At 62.8% G+C, this 16,011-nt stretch carries 13 protein-coding genes; 9 read left to right on the top strand and 4 right to left on the bottom strand.

Annotated elements, in window-relative coordinates:
• Nucleotides 1-68 precede the first annotated feature (68 nt).
• A complete protein-coding gene (locus tag JV241A_RS05035; protein ID WP_134061492.1) occupies nucleotides 69-950 on the top strand; it encodes a LysR substrate-binding domain-containing protein in 882 nt (293 codons plus the stop codon).
• Here the strand turns inward: JV241A_RS05035 and JV241A_RS05030 are convergent.
• Together JV241A_RS05030 and JV241A_RS05025 are read right to left on the bottom strand one after the other, a co-directional pair.
• Nucleotides 944-1,558, bottom strand: a complete 615-nt coding sequence (locus JV241A_RS05030; protein ID WP_115085518.1) for an NAD(P)-dependent oxidoreductase — start codon at nucleotides 1,556-1,558, stop codon at nucleotides 944-946. The two genes, JV241A_RS05035 and JV241A_RS05030, sit on opposite strands and share 7 nt — an antisense overlap.
• Nucleotides 1,559-1,588: 30 nt before the next feature.
• Nucleotides 1,589-2,470, bottom strand: a complete 882-nt coding sequence (locus JV241A_RS05025) for an MBL fold metallo-hydrolase (RefSeq protein ID WP_115085517.1) — start codon at nucleotides 2,468-2,470, stop codon at nucleotides 1,589-1,591.
• Between the two features lie 105 nt (nucleotides 2,471-2,575).
• Here JV241A_RS05025 and JV241A_RS05020 point away from each other — a divergent pair, with 105 nt between their 5' ends.
• Nucleotides 2,576-3,484: a LysR family transcriptional regulator gene (locus JV241A_RS05020; protein ID WP_134061491.1), complete on the top strand. Its 909-nt coding sequence runs from the start codon at nucleotides 2,576-2,578 to the stop codon at nucleotides 3,482-3,484.
• Between the two features lie 72 nt (nucleotides 3,485-3,556).
• Nucleotides 3,557-3,730, top strand: coding sequence for a hypothetical protein (locus JV241A_RS27400; RefSeq protein WP_166675649.1), 174 nt, complete (start codon nucleotides 3,557-3,559; stop codon nucleotides 3,728-3,730).
• Here JV241A_RS27400 and JV241A_RS05015 read toward each other — a convergent pair.
• Complete coding sequence (locus JV241A_RS05015) at nucleotides 3,723-4,601, bottom strand: helix-turn-helix domain-containing protein (RefSeq protein ID WP_134061490.1); 879 nt, start codon at nucleotides 4,599-4,601, stop codon at nucleotides 3,723-3,725. The two genes, JV241A_RS27400 and JV241A_RS05015, sit on opposite strands and share 8 nt — an antisense overlap.
• A 169-nt stretch (nucleotides 4,602-4,770) precedes the next feature.
• Here JV241A_RS05015 and pobA point away from each other — a divergent pair, with 169 nt between their 5' ends.
• Both pobA and JV241A_RS05005 read left to right on the top strand, forming a co-directional pair.
• The gene (pobA, locus tag JV241A_RS05010; RefSeq protein WP_115085514.1) at nucleotides 4,771-5,964 is read left to right on the top strand and encodes a 4-hydroxybenzoate 3-monooxygenase; all 1,194 of its coding nucleotides are present in this window, start codon (nucleotides 4,771-4,773) and stop codon (nucleotides 5,962-5,964) included.
• 78 nt (nucleotides 5,965-6,042) lie between these two features.
• A complete protein-coding gene (locus JV241A_RS05005) occupies nucleotides 6,043-7,500 on the top strand; it encodes an MDR family MFS transporter (RefSeq protein WP_275670874.1) in 1,458 nt (485 codons plus the stop codon).
• Nucleotides 7,501-7,550: 50 nt separating this feature from the next.
• Here the strand turns inward: JV241A_RS05005 and JV241A_RS05000 are convergent, their stop codons facing one another.
• Entirely contained in the window at nucleotides 7,551-8,183 is a 633-nt protein-coding gene (locus JV241A_RS05000; protein ID WP_115085513.1) for a TetR family transcriptional regulator, read from the bottom strand.
• A 259-nt stretch (nucleotides 8,184-8,442) separates the two neighbouring features.
• On the opposite strand from JV241A_RS05000, the gene JV241A_RS04995 reads away from it, so the two are divergent.
• The 4 genes from JV241A_RS04995 (at nucleotide 8,443) to JV241A_RS04980 (ending at nucleotide 15,730) form a co-directional block, all read left to right on the top strand.
• Entirely contained in the window at nucleotides 8,443-9,594 is a 1,152-nt protein-coding gene (locus JV241A_RS04995; protein WP_115085512.1) for an efflux RND transporter periplasmic adaptor subunit, read from the top strand.
• Nucleotides 9,595-9,597: 3 nt separating this feature from the next.
• The gene (gene ttgB / locus JV241A_RS04990; protein WP_115085511.1) at nucleotides 9,598-12,750 is read left to right on the top strand and encodes a multidrug efflux RND transporter permease subunit TtgB; all 3,153 of its coding nucleotides are present in this window, start codon (nucleotides 9,598-9,600) and stop codon (nucleotides 12,748-12,750) included.
• A complete protein-coding gene (locus JV241A_RS04985; RefSeq protein ID WP_134061489.1) occupies nucleotides 12,747-14,198 on the top strand; it encodes an AdeC/AdeK/OprM family multidrug efflux complex outer membrane factor in 1,452 nt (483 codons plus the stop codon). The genes ttgB and JV241A_RS04985 overlap by 4 nt, the downstream gene beginning before the upstream one ends.
• A 278-nt stretch (nucleotides 14,199-14,476) precedes the next feature.
• Nucleotides 14,477-15,730: an OprD family porin gene (locus tag JV241A_RS04980; protein WP_134061488.1), complete on the top strand. Its 1,254-nt coding sequence runs from the start codon at nucleotides 14,477-14,479 to the stop codon at nucleotides 15,728-15,730.
• The last annotated feature ends 281 nt before the right edge of the window (nucleotides 15,731-16,011 follow it).

Below are 16,011 nucleotides of genomic sequence, written 5' to 3'. Positions count from 1 at the left end.
CCCGACGGCTACCTGCACAATGCAAAAAAGCTCATACTAGCCATGTCCTAAGATCATGGCTCAAGCCGATGAAACGCCTGCCTCCACTGCCTGCCCTGCACACCTTTCTGGTCACTGCCCAGTGCTGCAACTTCACCCGCGCCGCACAACTGCTGCACATCACTCAGGGCGCGGTGAGCCGTCAGATTGCCGGCCTTGAAGAGCACCTGGGTTATCCGCTGTTCCTGCGCCAGGCCCGTGGCCTGAGCCTGACTCGCGAAGGCCAGGACTGGCTGCCGCGGGTGCAGCAGGTGTTCGCCCTGATCGAGGAAGGGGTGCAGCAAGTAGGCGCGCGCAGCACCACCTTGCAGCTCAAGGCCCCGACCTGCGTGATGCGCTGGCTGCTGCCGCGCCTGATGGAATGGCAAGCGTTGCGCCCGGACGTGCCGGTGGAGCTGACCACTACGGTGCAGCACGGGGTGGATTTTCGTCGGGAAGTGTTCGATGCGGCGGTGGTCTATGGCGCCCGGCCCAACCATGGCCTGCAGACCCAGAAACTGTTCGATGAACAACTGACGCCGGTGTGCGCGCCGCAACTGCTGAGCGGCGCCCTGCCCTTGCAGCAGATCGCCGACCTTGATCAGCACATGCTCCTGCACCCGACCCGCGACCAGCGCGACTGGAATGCCTGGCTCGATGCCGCCGGGGCGAGCCTGCCCCGGCAAGGCAAGGGCCAGCATTTTGAAACCCTGGACATGGCCATGTCGATGGCCTCCCAGGGTACCGGTGTGGCCATCGGCGACTGGTCGCTGATCGGCGATGACCTCAAGTGCGGGCGGCTGGTAACGCCGTTCCCGCTCAAGGTCAGCACCGGCCAGGCCTATTACCTGGTGCGGCCGCAAGGGTCGGCTTCAGCCGCGTTGCAGGAACTGCTCGCCTGGTTGTGCGAGCAGGCCCAAGTCCCTCAATAACCGACAGTGAAGCGCTGCCGCGAGTGCGCCGGCGTTTCCACTTCATCGAGCATGGCGATAGCGTAGTCGGCAAAGCTGATCCAGCTCTTGCCCTTGTCACCGATCAGCAGGTGATCCTTGCCCAGCTTGTAAGCGCCGCTGCGGGCACCTTCGACGAATTCGGCCGAAGGGGACAGGAAGGTCCAGTCCAGGTCCTTTTCCTGACGCAGGGTGTCGAGGTAGTGACCACCGGCGGTTGCTTCAGCCTTGTAGGCCTCGGGGAAATCCGGGCTGTCGATGACCTTGTGCCCCGACGGCAGCAGCAGGCTGCCCGCCCCGCCCACCACCAGCAGGCGCTTGACCCCGGCGCGCTTCACCGGCTCGATGATGGCCTGCGGTTTGATACTGGAAAAGTGCGCGGCGCTGAGCACTACGTCGTGCCCTGCCACTGCCTGTTCCAGGGCGGCGGCATCGCTGACGTCCAGCGCCACGGCGTTGATCCCGGCGCGCCCCTGCAGTTTCGAAGTGTCACGGGCAATGGCGGTAACGCTATGACCCCGACGCAGGGCCTCTTCCAGCAACTGGCTGCCAGCACGGCCGGTAGCACCGATGATTGCGATCTTGCTCATGGGAAATCTCCAGTCAGAGTTGAACGACGCTTACCACTTCATCTCGCCCTTGGCGACCTTGGCGCTGAGCTCCAGCGAGCTCTCTTCACCCAGGTCCGGGTAACGTTTTTTCATGGCCGCGATCAGTTCGGCGGAGTTGCCAGCCTTGGCGGTTTCTTCGTCGAAGGCACGGATATAGTCTGCGGTGAACTGCACCGCCTTGAGCGAACGGCTGCCCTGGCCCAGGTAGTGGCCAGGGATCACGGTGTCGGGCTTGAGCTGTTCGATGCGCTTGAGGGTCGACAGCCAGTCCTTGTGCGATTGCGCCGACTGCGTGTCGGCCATCCACACGTGCAGGTTCTCGGCGACCACCACGCCACCGACCACCGCCTTGATCGACGGAATCCACACGAAACTGCGGTCCGGCTGCGGGCCGTCGAGGCCGACCACTTGCAGGCGCTGGCCTTCAAGCTTCAGCTCATTGCCTTGCAACACCTGCGGCACAATCAGCTTCGCCGGTTTGTCGGCGCCCATCTGCGGCCCCCAGTAGGCCAGCTTGCCGTCCATGGTCTGCTTGATATGGGCGACGGTCGCCGCCGAGGCCACGACCTTGGCCTTGGGGTAGGCATCGGTCAGGGTCTGCAGGCCGAAGTAGTAGTCCGGGTCACCGTGGCTGATATAGATGGTGGTCAGTTGCTTGCCGCTCGCTTGCAGCTTGGCCAGCACCTGCTCGGCCTGGGCCTTGCCGAACTGGGCATCGACCAGGATGGCGTCATGCTTGCCGCTGACGATCACCGAGCTGACCGGGAACAAGGCGTTGGTGCCCGGGTTGTAGACATCCAGGTTCAGCGGCTCGGCGGCCGCAGCCTGGGCCATAACCCCAAGGGTGGCGAAAGCCAGCAACAGACGGCGCAGGGAAAACGAACGAGGCATCAAGGCGATTCCTGTGAAGTGGGCGATGAACAACAGCTTAGTTGCACGATCCGTCACAAAAAATGCGATGCTTAGGATTAGTTTGTTTCTGAAAGCGTGCAAATCATGGATCGTCTGACAGCAATGCGGGTTTTCGTCAGCGTGGTCGACCTGGGCAGCCAATCGGCCGCCGCCGACCACCTGGAACTCTCCCGACCGGTGGTTTCCCGGTATCTCGCCGAACTTGAGGACTGGGTGGGGGCGCGCCTGATGCAACGCACCACGCGCCGCCTGAGCCTGACCGCCGCCGGCCAGGAAACCCTGCCGCGCTGCCGGCAGATGCTCGAGCTTGCCGGTGACCTGCAGGCGGCCGTCAGCACCCCGAACGATGCCCCGCGCGGCGAACTGCGTATCAGCGTCAGTACCTCGTTCGGCCAGGCGCAATTGATGGACGCCGTGGCCGATTACGTCAAACGCTACCCCGGGGTGAAAATCGACCTGCAGATGCTCGACCGCACGGTGAACCTGGTGGATGAACGCATCGACCTGGCGATCCGCACCAGTAACGACCTGGACCCGAACCTGATCGCCCGGCGCCTGACCGTGTGCCGTTCGGTGATCTGCGCCTCCCCCGCCTACCTGCACCAGCACCCGGCGCCGCAGCACGTGCAGGAGCTCAGCCAGCACAACTGCCTGACCCACTCCTACTTCGGCCGCAGCCTCTGGCATTTCGACGTGGCTGGCGAGGTAGTGTCGGTACCGGTGCAGGGCAACATCAGCGCCAACGAAGCCATGACCCTGCAACGGGCGGCACTGGCCGGCGCCGGCGTGGCGATGCTGCCGACCTATCAGGCAGCCGGCGCCTTGCGCAGCGGCGAACTGATTCGCCTGCTACCCCAGGCCAAGCCGCGGGAGCTGAACCTCAACGCCGTGTACACCTCGCGCAAGCACATGCCGGCCACCCTGCGCAGCATGCTCGACTTTCTCGCCGAGCGCTTTACCGCCGAGCCGATCTGGGACCAGGACCTGCTCTAAACCGGGCATACCCGGCCAGGCTGACCTATGCTTTGAATAGCACCTGTACGTGATTTGCAGGAGGTCAGCATCATGGGCGTCAAATCCAGAAAATGCGCCGTTATCTGTGCCATGGCCGCTGTGGTCGGGCTGTATGCCGCCGCAGCCTACCGGGTCGAGCAGATCCGCAACCAACCCTACTCTGCCGCCAGTTGCAGCCTGGCCCATTGCGTGCCGCACACTGCGACGCTGAGCGCACTCAAGTAGGTGACTGCGGGGCCTGGTAACGAAAGTCGCTGGGGGCCTTGCCGGTCAGGCGACGGAAGAACCGCGAAAAATACGCAGGATCTGCGAAGCCCAGGCTGTCGGCCAGTTGTTTGATGCTCAGGCTGGTGTAGACCAGCTCGCGCTTGGCTTCGAGCAACAAGCGTTGATGGATGATCTGCAAGGCCGACTGCCCGGCCAGCTCACGGCAGATGCTGTTCAGGTGCGCTACCGAAATCCCCACCTCATAGGCCAGCGCCTCGACGCTCGGCTGCTGGCGAAACTGCTGCTCCACCAGCCTGTTGAAGCGTTCCAGATACTCACGCCCGCGCGCCACCGCAAGACCTTGGCCATGGTGCTGCAAGCATTGTCGGCTGATCCACACCACTAGCAGGTTGATCAATGAGCGCAACTGCAAGTCGCGCCCGGGCTGGCCCTGCTGGTACTCCTGCTGCAAGGCGCTGAACAGGCTGTACAAGTAAGTACGATCGTCGCCCGCCAGATAAGTACCGACCTGGGCCAGGGCCGCCGGCGCGCCTGCCAGCTGCGTGTGCAGCAGACTCACCAGGGGTGCTGCCAGGGTTACCACGTAGCCATCGACGTCGCTGGAAAAGCGAAAACCATGCACACACAACGCCGGCACCACCTGAATCGCCGCCTGATCCAGGCGCCGCACCTGACCTTCCACCTCGATCTCGGCCTGCCCTTCATAAAGGAACAGCAACTGGCACAGGTCGGCATGCCGATGGGGTTCGATTTCCCAGTCATGCAAGCGGCTGCGCGCCGGGATCGACTCGCAGTGCAGCAGGTCCGGGGTAGGCCACTGCAACGGCTCGCCGTAGAGCTTGAACACCGGGATCGAGGCTTTGCTCATCTGTTGATTGGCTCCCGGGCCGATGCCCGATAATCGCACTGATTGGTGAAAAGTACTGCTATACGCCTGTTTTATCCCTTCTTCGCTCGGGTTTCCAAGCGAAAAATGCAAGCACAACAATCATAAGCTGCTTTCGGCCCTGCGCTGAAGCTTGCCTGGGATAACAACAATGAAGACTCAAGTCGCAATTATCGGTGCAGGCCCTTCCGGCCTGCTGCTCGGCCAGTTGCTGCACAAGGCCGGGATCGCCAACGTCATCGTCGAGCGCCAGAGCGCCGACTACGTACTCGGGCGCATTCGCGCCGGGGTACTGGAACAGGGAATGGTCGAGTTGCTGCGCGAAGCCGGGGTCGGCGCGCGCATGGACGCCGAGGGCCTGCCCCACAGCGGTTTTGAACTGGCCTTCGACGGGCGCCGCGAACATATCGACCTCAAGGGCCTGACCGGCGGCAAAGGCGTCATGATCTACGGCCAGACCGAAGTTACCCGCGATCTGATGGCCGCGCGCGAAGCCTGCGGCGCCGTCACTGTCTATCAAGCCGATAACGTCCGGCCCCATGACCTGAAGTCCGAGCGTCCTTACCTGACGTTCGAAAAGGACGGCGAAGTGCAGCGCCTGGACTGCGACTATATAGCCGGCTGCGACGGTTACCACGGCATCGCCCGGCAATCGATTCCCGCCGAAGCACTGAAGGTTTTCGAACGGGTCTACCCTTTCGGTTGGCTCGGCGTGCTGGCCGACACCCCGCCGGTCAGCGACGAGCTGGTGTATGCCCGCCACGAACGCGGCTTTGCCCTGTGCAGCCTGCGCTCGCCGACCCGCACCCGTTACTACGTGCAGGTGGGCGCTGAAGAGAAGGTCGAGGACTGGTCCGATGAGCGTTTCTGGGCCGAGCTCAAATCGCGCCTGCCGGCGGATCTGGCCGAACGCCTGGTGACCGGTCCTTCGATCGAAAAAAGCATCGCGCCGCTACGCAGCTTCGTGGTCGAACCCATGCAGTACGGCAAGCTGTTCCTGCTCGGCGACGCCGCGCACATCGTCCCGCCCACCGGCGCCAAGGGCCTGAACCTGGCGGCCAGCGATGTCAGCACCTTGTACAACATCCTGCGCAAGGTCTACGGCGAAGGGCGTACCGACCTGCTCGAGCGCTACTCGCAGATCTGCCTGCGGCGGATCTGGAAGGCCGAGCGCTTTTCCTGGTGGATGACTTCGATCCTGCACCGCTTTCCTGACAGCGATGCCTTCAGCCAGCGTATCCAGCAAACCGAGCTTGAGTACTACGTCAGTTCTAAAGCCGGTCGTACGACCTTGGCAGAAAACTATGTCGGCCTGCCCTACGAGGCTATCGAGGAAGACGCTTAGCAAGCTATCGAGTAGACTGGTCGGCACCTGCTCCCGCAGCTGATCGGCTGCGGGCCTTACCTGCCCCAGAGCTGGCCCGTGACTCAACTGAACACTCCGCAACCGGTACTGCGCAGCGTGCTCGTCGCGCTGATGCTGGCGATCTTTCTCGGCGCCCTCGACCAGACCATCGTCGCCGTGTCGATGCCGGCGATTTCAGCGCAATTCAACGATGTCGGCCTGCTGGCCTGGGTGATTTCCGGCTACATGGTGGCCATGACCGTGGCCGTGCCGATCTACGGCAAACTCGGTGACCTGTATGGCCGGCGGCGGATGATCCTTACCGGCACCGCGCTCTTTACCCTGGCCTCGATTTTCTGCGCGCTGGCACAGAACATGGAGCAACTGGTGCTGGCGCGGGTGCTGCAGGGTGTCGGCGCCGGCGGCATGGTCTCGGTCAGCCAGGCGATCATTGGCGACTTTGTGCCGCCGCGCGAACGTGGTCGCTACCAGGGTTACTTCAGCAGCATGTACGCCCTGGCCAGCGTCGCCGGGCCAGTGCTGGGCGGGTTGCTCACCGAATACCTGTCATGGCGCTGGGTGTTCTGGCTCAACCTGCCCCTGGGCCTGACCGCCTGGTGGGTGACGCGCCGTGCCCTGCGCAGCCTGCAGGTACCAACGCACAAAGCGCAGGTCGATTACCTCGGCGCCGCCCTGCTGATTCTCGGCCTGGGCAGCCTGTTGCTGGGCATCTCCCTGATCGGCCAGGGCCAGCCCTGGGATTCTGCACAAGTTGCCAGCCTGCTCGGTTGTGCACTGATCGGGCTGCTGCTGTTCGTGCTTCATGAGCAACGCGCCGCCGAACCGCTGCTGCCGTTGAAGCTATTCGCCAATCGCATCGCCACCCTGTGCTGGTGCACGATCTTCTTCACCAGCTTCCAGGCCATTTCGCTGACCATGCTGATGCCGCTGCGCTATCAGAGCATCACCGGTGCCGGCGCCGACAGCGCGGCCCTGCACTTGCTGCCGCTGGCCATCGGCCTGCCGATCGGCGCCTATTGCGGCGGCCGCCTTACCACTTTCACCGGGCGCTACAAGCCGCAGATTCTCGGCGGCGCCCTGCTGATGCCGTTTGCCATCGTCGGCATGGCCTTCAGCCCGCCGCAGGCGGCCTGGTTCAGTGGGGTGTTCATGCTGTTGACCGGGATCGCCTCGGGCCTGCAATTCCCCACTTCGCTGGTGGCGACCCAGAGTGCGGTCGAGCCCCGGGATATCGGCGTGGCCACCAGCACCACCAACCTGTTCCGCTCCCTGGGCGGGGCCATGGGCGTGGCCTGCATGTCGACCCTGCTGCTGGCGATGCTTGCCCAGGGCGGCCTGAACCTGGCCGGCGATGCCCTGCTTGGCAGCCTGCAGGCTGGCGAGCCGACCGCGGCGATGCAGGCCGAGTTGCTGTTGACCTTTCGCAACCTGCTGCTCGCCAGTGCTACGGTTTCGCTGCTGGGGCTGACGGCGGCGCTGGCCTTGCCTGACAGGCAATTGCGCGGCCGCCAGTAGGACCTTTATAACCGGCGTAGAAACAAATGATCACAAAGCTTCACAAAGTGTCATTTGCGCAAGGCGGGGCTCAAGCGCAGCATATCCAGCCCGGTATCGATCCACTGCTCGGCCTGGTTCAGCAGGTCAAAGCTGTCGGGCAGCAGTAGCCAGCGGCGAATCAGCCCGTCTATATAGGCGTAGATGGCCAATGCCGCGCGTTCCGGGTCCACGTCGGCGGGCAGTTGCCCGCGCTTGACTGCATTGCCCAGCGACAACGCGATATGGGCATGACATTCGATCGTCGAGGACTGCCGTTGCTGGCGGATCTCACACATATCATCGGTGAACTCGCATTTGTGATGCAGAATTTCATTGATTCGCCGGGTTTTCGGATCGAGCACCATCTGGTGCATCAACCGCACCAGCAGCTTGCGCATACAGCCGAGCGGGTCGACTTCATCCTCGCTTTCACTGGCCCGGGCCAGGGCGTCCAGCGGCTCGTGCAGGCTGTCGAGCATGGCCTCCACCAGTTCGGCCTTGTCGTTGAAGTGCCAGTAGATTGCGCCGCGGGTCACGCCCGCCTCTTTGGCGATATCGGCCAGGGTGGTACGCGCTACCCCGCGCTTGTAGAAGGCCTTTTCCGCGGCCTCGAGAATCTGGGCGCGGGTTTCCTGGGCTTCTTCTTTGGTTCGACGGACCATGGCAGTACAACCTCATCAGGCCCGGGCACGCACGCTGGGTGCCTGGGAGTCGGACCGGGTCAGCCTCTGCAGGCTGTTACCGGCTGTATTAATTTGGGGGCTCGCATCGGCTGAACGCTTCGCCTGCGAGGTATTTACAAACAACCATGAATGTAAGTATATTCCTTAGCAAGCTATTTATCCACTCGACAGCATTTTTTATAGCGCACCCTTTCCATTATTCTTGAGCGTCTTCAGCTCTTGCGACCCGAGGATCTTCATGCAATTCAAGCCAGCTGTTACCGCTCTGGTTTCCGCCGTCGCCCTGGCAACACTGCTCAGCGGCTGTAAAAAGGAAGAGGCGGCGCCTGCGGCGCAAGCTCCTCAGGTCGGCGTCGTAACCCTGCAAACCCAGGCCTATACCCTGACGTCCGATCTCCCAGGCCGTACCACCGCGTACCGCATTGCCGAGGTTCGACCCCAGGTCAACGGCATCATTCTCAAGCGCCTGTTCAAGGAAGGCAGCGAAGTCAAGGAAGGCCAGCAGCTGTACCAGATCGACCCGTCGGTGTACGAGGCGACCCTGACTAGTGCCCAGGCCAACCTGCAATCGACCAGCTCGCTGGCCAACCGTTACAAGCAACTGGTCAGCGAACAGGCTGTCAGCCGCCAGGAATACGACGACGCCAACGCCAAACGTTTGCAGGCTCAAGCCTCGCTGCGCAGCGCCCAAATCGACCTGCGTTACACCAAGGTCCTGGCCCCGCTGAGCGGTCGCGTCGGACGCTCTTCGGTTACCGAAGGTGCGCTGGTCAACAATGGCCAGGCCGAAGCGATGGCAGTGATCCAGCAGCTCGACCCGATCTACGTCGACGTTACCCAGTCCTCGGCCGAGCTGCTCAAGCTGCGCCGTGAACTGGAAAGCGGCCAGTTGCAGAAGGTCGGCGACAACGCCGCCAAGGTCACCCTGACCCTGGAAGACGGCAGCACCTATGGCAAGGAAGGTCGCCTGGAGTTTTCCGAAGTCTCGGTTGACCAGACCACCGGCTCCGTCACCCTGCGTGCCGTGTTCCCCAACCCTGAGCACAACCTGCTGCCGGGCATGTTCGTCCACGCGCGCCTGGCCGCCGGGGTCAACAGCGCAGCCATCCTCGCACCGCAGCAAGGCGTGACCCGCGACCTCAAGGGCCAGCCGACCGCGTTGATCGTCAACCCGGACAACAAGGTCGAACTGCGCCAGCTCAAGGCCAGCCGTACCGTGGGTAGCGACTGGCTGATCGAGGAAGGCCTGAACCCGGGCGACCGCCTGATCACCGAAGGCCTGCAGTTCGTCAAGCCGGGCGTCGAGGTCAAGGTCAGCGAAGCCACCAACGTCAAGCCTGCCCAGCCAACCCAGGCCAATGCAACGACTGCAGGGGCCAAAGGGGAATAAACCATGTCGAGATTCTTTATCGATCGCCCGATCTTTGCCTGGGTGATCGCCTTGGTGATCATGCTGGTCGGCGCCTTGTCGATCCTCAAGTTGCCAATCAACCAGTACCCGAGCATCGCGCCGCCGGCCATCGCCATCGCCGTGACCTACCCGGGCGCCTCGGCGCAGACCGTGCAGGACACCGTGGTCCAGGTGATCGAGCAGCAGCTCAACGGTATCGACAACCTGCGTTATGTATCGTCGGAAAGTAACTCCGACGGCAGCATGACCATTACCGCGACCTTCGAGCAGGGTACCAACCCCGATACCGCGCAGGTCCAGGTGCAGAACAAGCTGAACCTGGCCACCCCGCTGCTGCCGCAAGAAGTGCAGCAGCAGGGTATCCGCGTGACCAAGGCGGTGAAGAACTTCCTGCTGGTGATCGGCCTGGTGTCCGAAGACGGCAGCATGTCCAAGGACGACCTGGCCAACTACATCGTCTCCAACATGCAGGACCCGATCTCGCGCACGGCCGGTGTCGGTGACTTCCAGGTGTTCGGTGCCCAGTACGCCATGCGTATCTGGCTCGACCCGGCCAAGCTGAACAAGTATCAGCTGACCCCGGTCGACGTGCGTACCGCCGTGGCCGCGCAGAACGTCCAGGTGTCCTCCGGCCAGCTCGGCGGCCTGCCTGCCCTGCCAGGCACCCAGCTCAACGCCACCATCATCGGCAAGACCCGCCTGCAGACTGCCGAGCAGTTCGAGAAGATCCTGCTCAAGGTCAACCGTGATGGCTCCCAGGTGCGCCTGGGCGATGTCGCCAAGGTCGGCCTGGGTGGCGAGAACTACGCGATCAGCGCCCAGTTCAACGGCAAGCCGGCTTCCGGCCTGGCAGTAAAACTGGCCACCGGCGCCAACGCCCTGGATACCGCCAAGGCCCTGCGTCAAACCATCACCGACCTGGAACCGTTCTTCCCGGAAGGCATGAAGGCGGTGTTCCCGTATGACACCACGCCGGTCGTGACCGAATCGATCAGCGGGGTAATCCACACCCTGATCGAAGCGATCGTGCTGGTGTTCCTGGTGATGTACCTGTTCCTGCAGAACTTCCGCGCCACCATCATCACCACCATGACCGTACCGGTGGTGTTGCTGGGTACTTTCGGCATCCTTGCCGCGGCGGACTTCAGCATCAACACCCTGACCATGTTCGGCATGGTGCTGGCTATCGGCTTGCTGGTGGACGACGCCATCGTCGTGGTGGAGAACGTCGAGCGGGTGATGGCCGAAGAGGGGTTGTCACCCAAGGAAGCGACCAAGAAGTCCATGGGCCAGATCCAGGGTGCCCTGGTCGGTATTGCCCTGGTACTGTCGGCAGTATTGCTGCCAATGGCGTTCTTCGGCGGCTCCACCGGGGTGATCTACAAACAGTTCTCGATCACCATCGTCTCGGCCATGGCCCTGTCGGTACTGGTTGCCCTGATCTTCACCCCGGCGCTGTGCGCAACCATGCTCAAGCCGATTGCCAAGGGCGAGCACCACGTTGCCAAGCGCGGCTTCTTCGGCTGGTTCAACCGCAACTTCGACCGCAGCGTGCGCAGCTACGAGCGCGGTGTCGGCAACATGTTGCGGCACAAGGCCCCTTACCTGCTGGCCTACCTGCTGATCGTGGTCGGCATGATCTGGCTGTTCACCCGGATCCCAACGGCGTTCCTGCCTGAAGAAGACCAGGGTGTTCTTTTCGCCCAGGTGCAGACCCCGGCCGGTTCCAGCGCCGAGCGCACCCAGGTGGTGATCGACGAGATGCGCAGCTACCTGCTCGACAAGGAAGCCGATACCGTTGCCTCGGTGTTCACCGTCAACGGCTTCAACTTCGCCGGTCGTGGCCAGAGCTCGGGCATGGCGTTCATCATGCTCAAGCCGTGGGGCGAGCGTTCTGCCGAGAACAACGTGTTCAACCTGGCGAACCGTGCCCAGCAGCACTTCTTCAGCTTCCGCGATGCGATGGTGTTCGCCTTTGCCCCGCCTGCGGTACTGGAGCTGGGTAACGCCACCGGTTTCGACGTGTTCCTGCAAGACCGTGCCGGTGTCGGCCACGACAAGCTGATGGAAGCGCGTAACCAGTTCCTCGGCATGGCCGCGCAGAGCAAGATCCTTTCGGCAGTGCGCCCGAACGGCCTGAACGATGAACCGCAGTACCAGCTGACCGTCGACGACGAGCGCGCCAGTGCCCTGGGCGTGACCATTGCCGACATCAACAACACCCTGTCGATTGCCCTGGGTGCCAGCTACGTCAACGACTTCATCGACCGCGGTCGGGTCAAGAAGGTCTACATCCAGGGTGAAGCCGGTGCACGGATGAGCCCGGAAGACCTGCAGAAGTGGTACGTGCGCAACGCCGCCGGCGAAATGGTGCCGTTCTCCTCCTTCGCCAAGGGCGAGTGGATCTACGGGGCACCGAAGCTGTCGCGTTACAACGGTGTAGAAGCCATGGAAATCCTCGGTGCGCCAGCCCCTGGCTACAGTACCGGTGAAGCCATGCTCGAGGTCGAGCGCCTGGCCGCGCAACTGCCGGCGGGTATCGGTTACTCCTGGACGGGCCTGTCGTACGAGGAGCGGCTGTCCGGCTCCCAGGCGCCAGCGCTGTACGCCCTGTCGCTGCTGATGGTGTTCCTGTGTCTGGCGGCGCTGTATGAAAGCTGGTCGATCCCGATCGCGGTCATGCTCGTGGTACCGCTGGGGATTATCGGTGCGCTGCTGGCTACCAGCCTGCGCGGGTTGTCCAACGACGTGTACTTCCAGGTGGGCCTGTTGACCACCATCGGCCTGGCGGCGAAGAACGCGATTCTGATCGTCGAGTTCGCCAAGGAACTGCACGAGCAGGGCCGCAGCCTGATGGATGCGGCCATCGAAGCCTGCCGGATGCGTCTGCGGCCGATCATCATGACCTCGCTGGCGTTCATCCTCGGCGTAGTACCGTTGGCCATCTCCAGCGGCGCAGGCTCGGGTAGCCAGCACGCCATCGGTACCGGGGTAATCGGCGGGATGCTGACCGCCACCGTACTGGCAATTTTCTGGGTGCCATTGTTCTTCGTAAGCGTGTCGTCGCTATTCGGTAGCAAGAAGCCCGAAGAAGACGCCACCCCTGAAACTCCACGCTATGAGGCCGGGCAATGAGTAAGTCCCTGTTGTCCCTGGCAGTAACCGCTTTCATTCTTGGCGGCTGCTCGCTGATCCCTGACTACCAGACCCCGGAATCGCCGGTGGCCGCGCAGTGGCCGCAAGGCCCTGCCTACTCGCCGACCGAGTCGGCCGAGGTGGCTGCCGCCGAACAGGGCTGGCGTCAGTTCTTCCATGACCCGGCGCTGCAGCAGTTGATCCAGAGCGCGCTGGTCAACAACCGCGACCTCAAGGTCGCGGCGCTGAACATCGATGCCTACCGCGCGCAGTACCGCATCCAGCGGGCCGACCTGTTCCCGGCGGTCTCGGCCAATGGCAGCGGCAGCCGTCAGCGGATGCCGGCAAACATGTCGCAAACCGGTGAATCCAGTATCAGCAGCCAGTACTCGGCGACCCTCGGGGTCAGCGCGTACGAGCTCGACCTGTTCGGCCGGGTGCGCAGCCTGACCGAGCAGCAACTGGAAATCTACCTGTCCAGCGAAGAAGCGCGGCGCTCGACGCAGATCAGCCTGGTGGCCAGTGTGGCTAACGCCTACTTCACCTGGCAGGCCGACCAGGCGCTGCTCAAGCTGACCGAAGACACCCTCAAGACCTACGAGGAAAGCTACCAGCTGACCTTGCGCAGTAATGAAGTAGGTGTGGCTTCGGCCCTGGACCTGAGCCAGGCACGTACTTCGGTTGAAGGCGCGCGGGTCAAGCTGGCGCAGTTCCAGCGCCAGGTTGCCCAGGACCTCAACAGCCTGACCGTGCTGCTCGGCACCGGCGTGCCGGCCAACCTGCCGGCGGCGCAGAAGCTCGACAGCGACCTGCTGGCCGAAGTCCCGGCGGGCCTGCCGTCCGACCTGCTGCAACGCCGCCCGGACATCCAGGAAGCCGAACACCTGCTCAAGGCCGCCAATGCCGACATCGGCGCCGCCCGCGCAGCGTTCTTCCCGAGCATCAGCCTGACTGCCAACGCCGGTACCCTGAGCCCGGACATGGGTGGCCTGTTCAAGGGTGGTTCGGGCACCTGGCTGTTCCAGCCGCAGATCAACCTGCCGATCTTCAACGCCGGTTCCCTGCGTGCCAGCCTCGACTACTCGAAGATCCAGAAGGACATCAACGTCGCGAAATACGAGAAAACCATCCAGACCGCCTTCCAGGAAGTCTCCGATGGCCTCGCCGCGCGCCAGACCTTCAATCAGCAGTTGCAGGCCCAGCGCGACCTGGTTGCCGCCAACCAGGACTACTACCGCCTGGCCGAGCGTCGTTACCGCATTGGTATCGATAGCAACCTGACCTTCCTCGACGCCCAGCGTCAGCTGTTCAACACCCAGCAGTCGTTGATCAGTGATCGCCTGTCGCAGCTGGTCAGCGAGGTCAACCTGTACAAGGCCCTCGGTGGCGGCTGGTACGAGCAGACCGGTCAGGCGCAGCAGGCCGCAGCCCAGACGCCGAAAGGCTGAGTGTTTGCGTTGTGAAAGAGCCCACCCTTGCGGTGGGCTTTTTTATGCAATCGCCTGCAGGGGCGGGCTTGCCCCCGCGATGATGAATTAACCAACCAGTTACCGTTCGATTATCGCCCAATTCCGCCTGTAACGAATTGATTCACCCCCGCCCGCCGCCGCACCATCGCTTCGCAGCTTTTCCAAAGCGTACCCCCAAAAGATCGTAGCCCGGCCTGTGACCTGAAACCGTCGCAGCGGATGGCTTCGGCTTACATAAAAACAAGAGACAACAGACGATGATCACACCCGCACCCGCACGACACCTGCTTCCCGGCTTGTTGGCCATGACTTGCGCCCTGCCCGCCCTCGCGGCCGAAGGCGGCTTTGTCGAGGACGCCAAGGTCAGCCTCAACCTGCGCAATTTCTACATCAACCGCAACTTCGTCGACCCGGCCAACCCGCAAGGCAAGGCCGAGGAATGGACCCAGAGCTTCATCCTCGACGCCCGCTCCGGCTTTACCCAGGGCCTGGTCGGCTTCGGTGTCGATGTATTGGGCCTGTACTCGGTCAAGCTCGATGGCGGCAAGGGCACGGCGGGCACACACTTGTTGCCGGTGCACGATGACGGGCGCCCGGCCGACGATTTCGGCCGTCTCGGCGTGGCACTGAAAGCGAAGATCTCCAACACCGAACTGAAGGTTGGTGAATGGATGCCGGTGCTGCCGATTTTGCGTTCGGACGACGGCCGCTCGCTGCCGCAAACCTTCCGCGGCGGGCAGATCACCTCCCAGGAAATCACCGGCCTGACCCTGTATGCCGGGCAGTTCCGCGGCAACAGCCCGCGCAATGACGCGAGCATGGAAGACATGTCGATGAACGGCCGGGCGGCCTTCACCTCCGACCGCTTCAACTTTGCCGGTGGCGAATACAGCTTCAACGACAAGCGCACGATGATCGGTTTGTGGAACGCCGAACTCAAGGACATCTACAACCAGCAGTACCTCAACCTGGTGCACAGCCAGCCGCTGGGCGACTGGACCCTGGGCGCCAACCTCGGCTACTTCATCGGCAAGGAAGACGGCGCCGAACGCGCCGGCAAACTGGACAACCGCACCGCCTCGGCGATGCTCTCGGCCAAGTACGGCGCCAGTACCTTCTATGTTGGCCTGCAGAAAGTCAGCGGCGACGATGCCTGGATGCGGGTCAATGGCACCAGTGGTGGCACCCTGGCCAACGACAGCTACAACTCAAGCTTCGACAACGCCCAGGAGCGCTCCTGGCAGTTGCGTCACGACTACAACTTCGCCGGCCTCGGCGTGCCCGGGCTGACCCTGATGAACCGCTACATCAGCGGCGACAACGTGCATACCGGCGCCATCACCGATGGCAAGGAATGGGCGCGGGAGTCGGAGCTGGCCTATGTGATCCAGTCCGGGACGTTGAAGAGCCTGTCGCTCAAGTGGCGTAACTCGACCATGCGCCGGGACTACAGCACCAATACCTTTGATGAGAACCGGCTGATCATCAGTTACCCGATCAGTATTCTCTGAACTTGGGGCTGCTTCGCAGCCCATCGCCGGCAACGCCGGCTTGTGTCTTGAGGTAGGAATAGAATCAGAAGTGAGAGCGGTGAATGGCAAGCTGTACGCCGGTAGTGCTTAAAGCACGTGTGGGAGCAAAGCTGCCATTCACCTCTCCACTCTGGCCCGAGCCCGAACAGTTGATTGAGCGCCTCTCGAATCACAAGCGTGGGCCAAGCCAGAGCGCTCTCACAACTGAGTGTAAGAGGGTTCAGCCATGTTGTCTTCTGTTGGAATCGACACTGCCAAAG

This window comes from Pseudomonas sp. JV241A (assembly GCF_900275665.1).
GTDB classification, from domain to species: domain Bacteria; phylum Pseudomonadota; class Gammaproteobacteria; order Pseudomonadales; family Pseudomonadaceae; genus Aquipseudomonas; species Aquipseudomonas wadenswilerensis.
The sequence above is the reverse complement of the archived record's forward strand: the minus strand, read 5'-3'. Positions and strand labels throughout refer to the sequence as shown.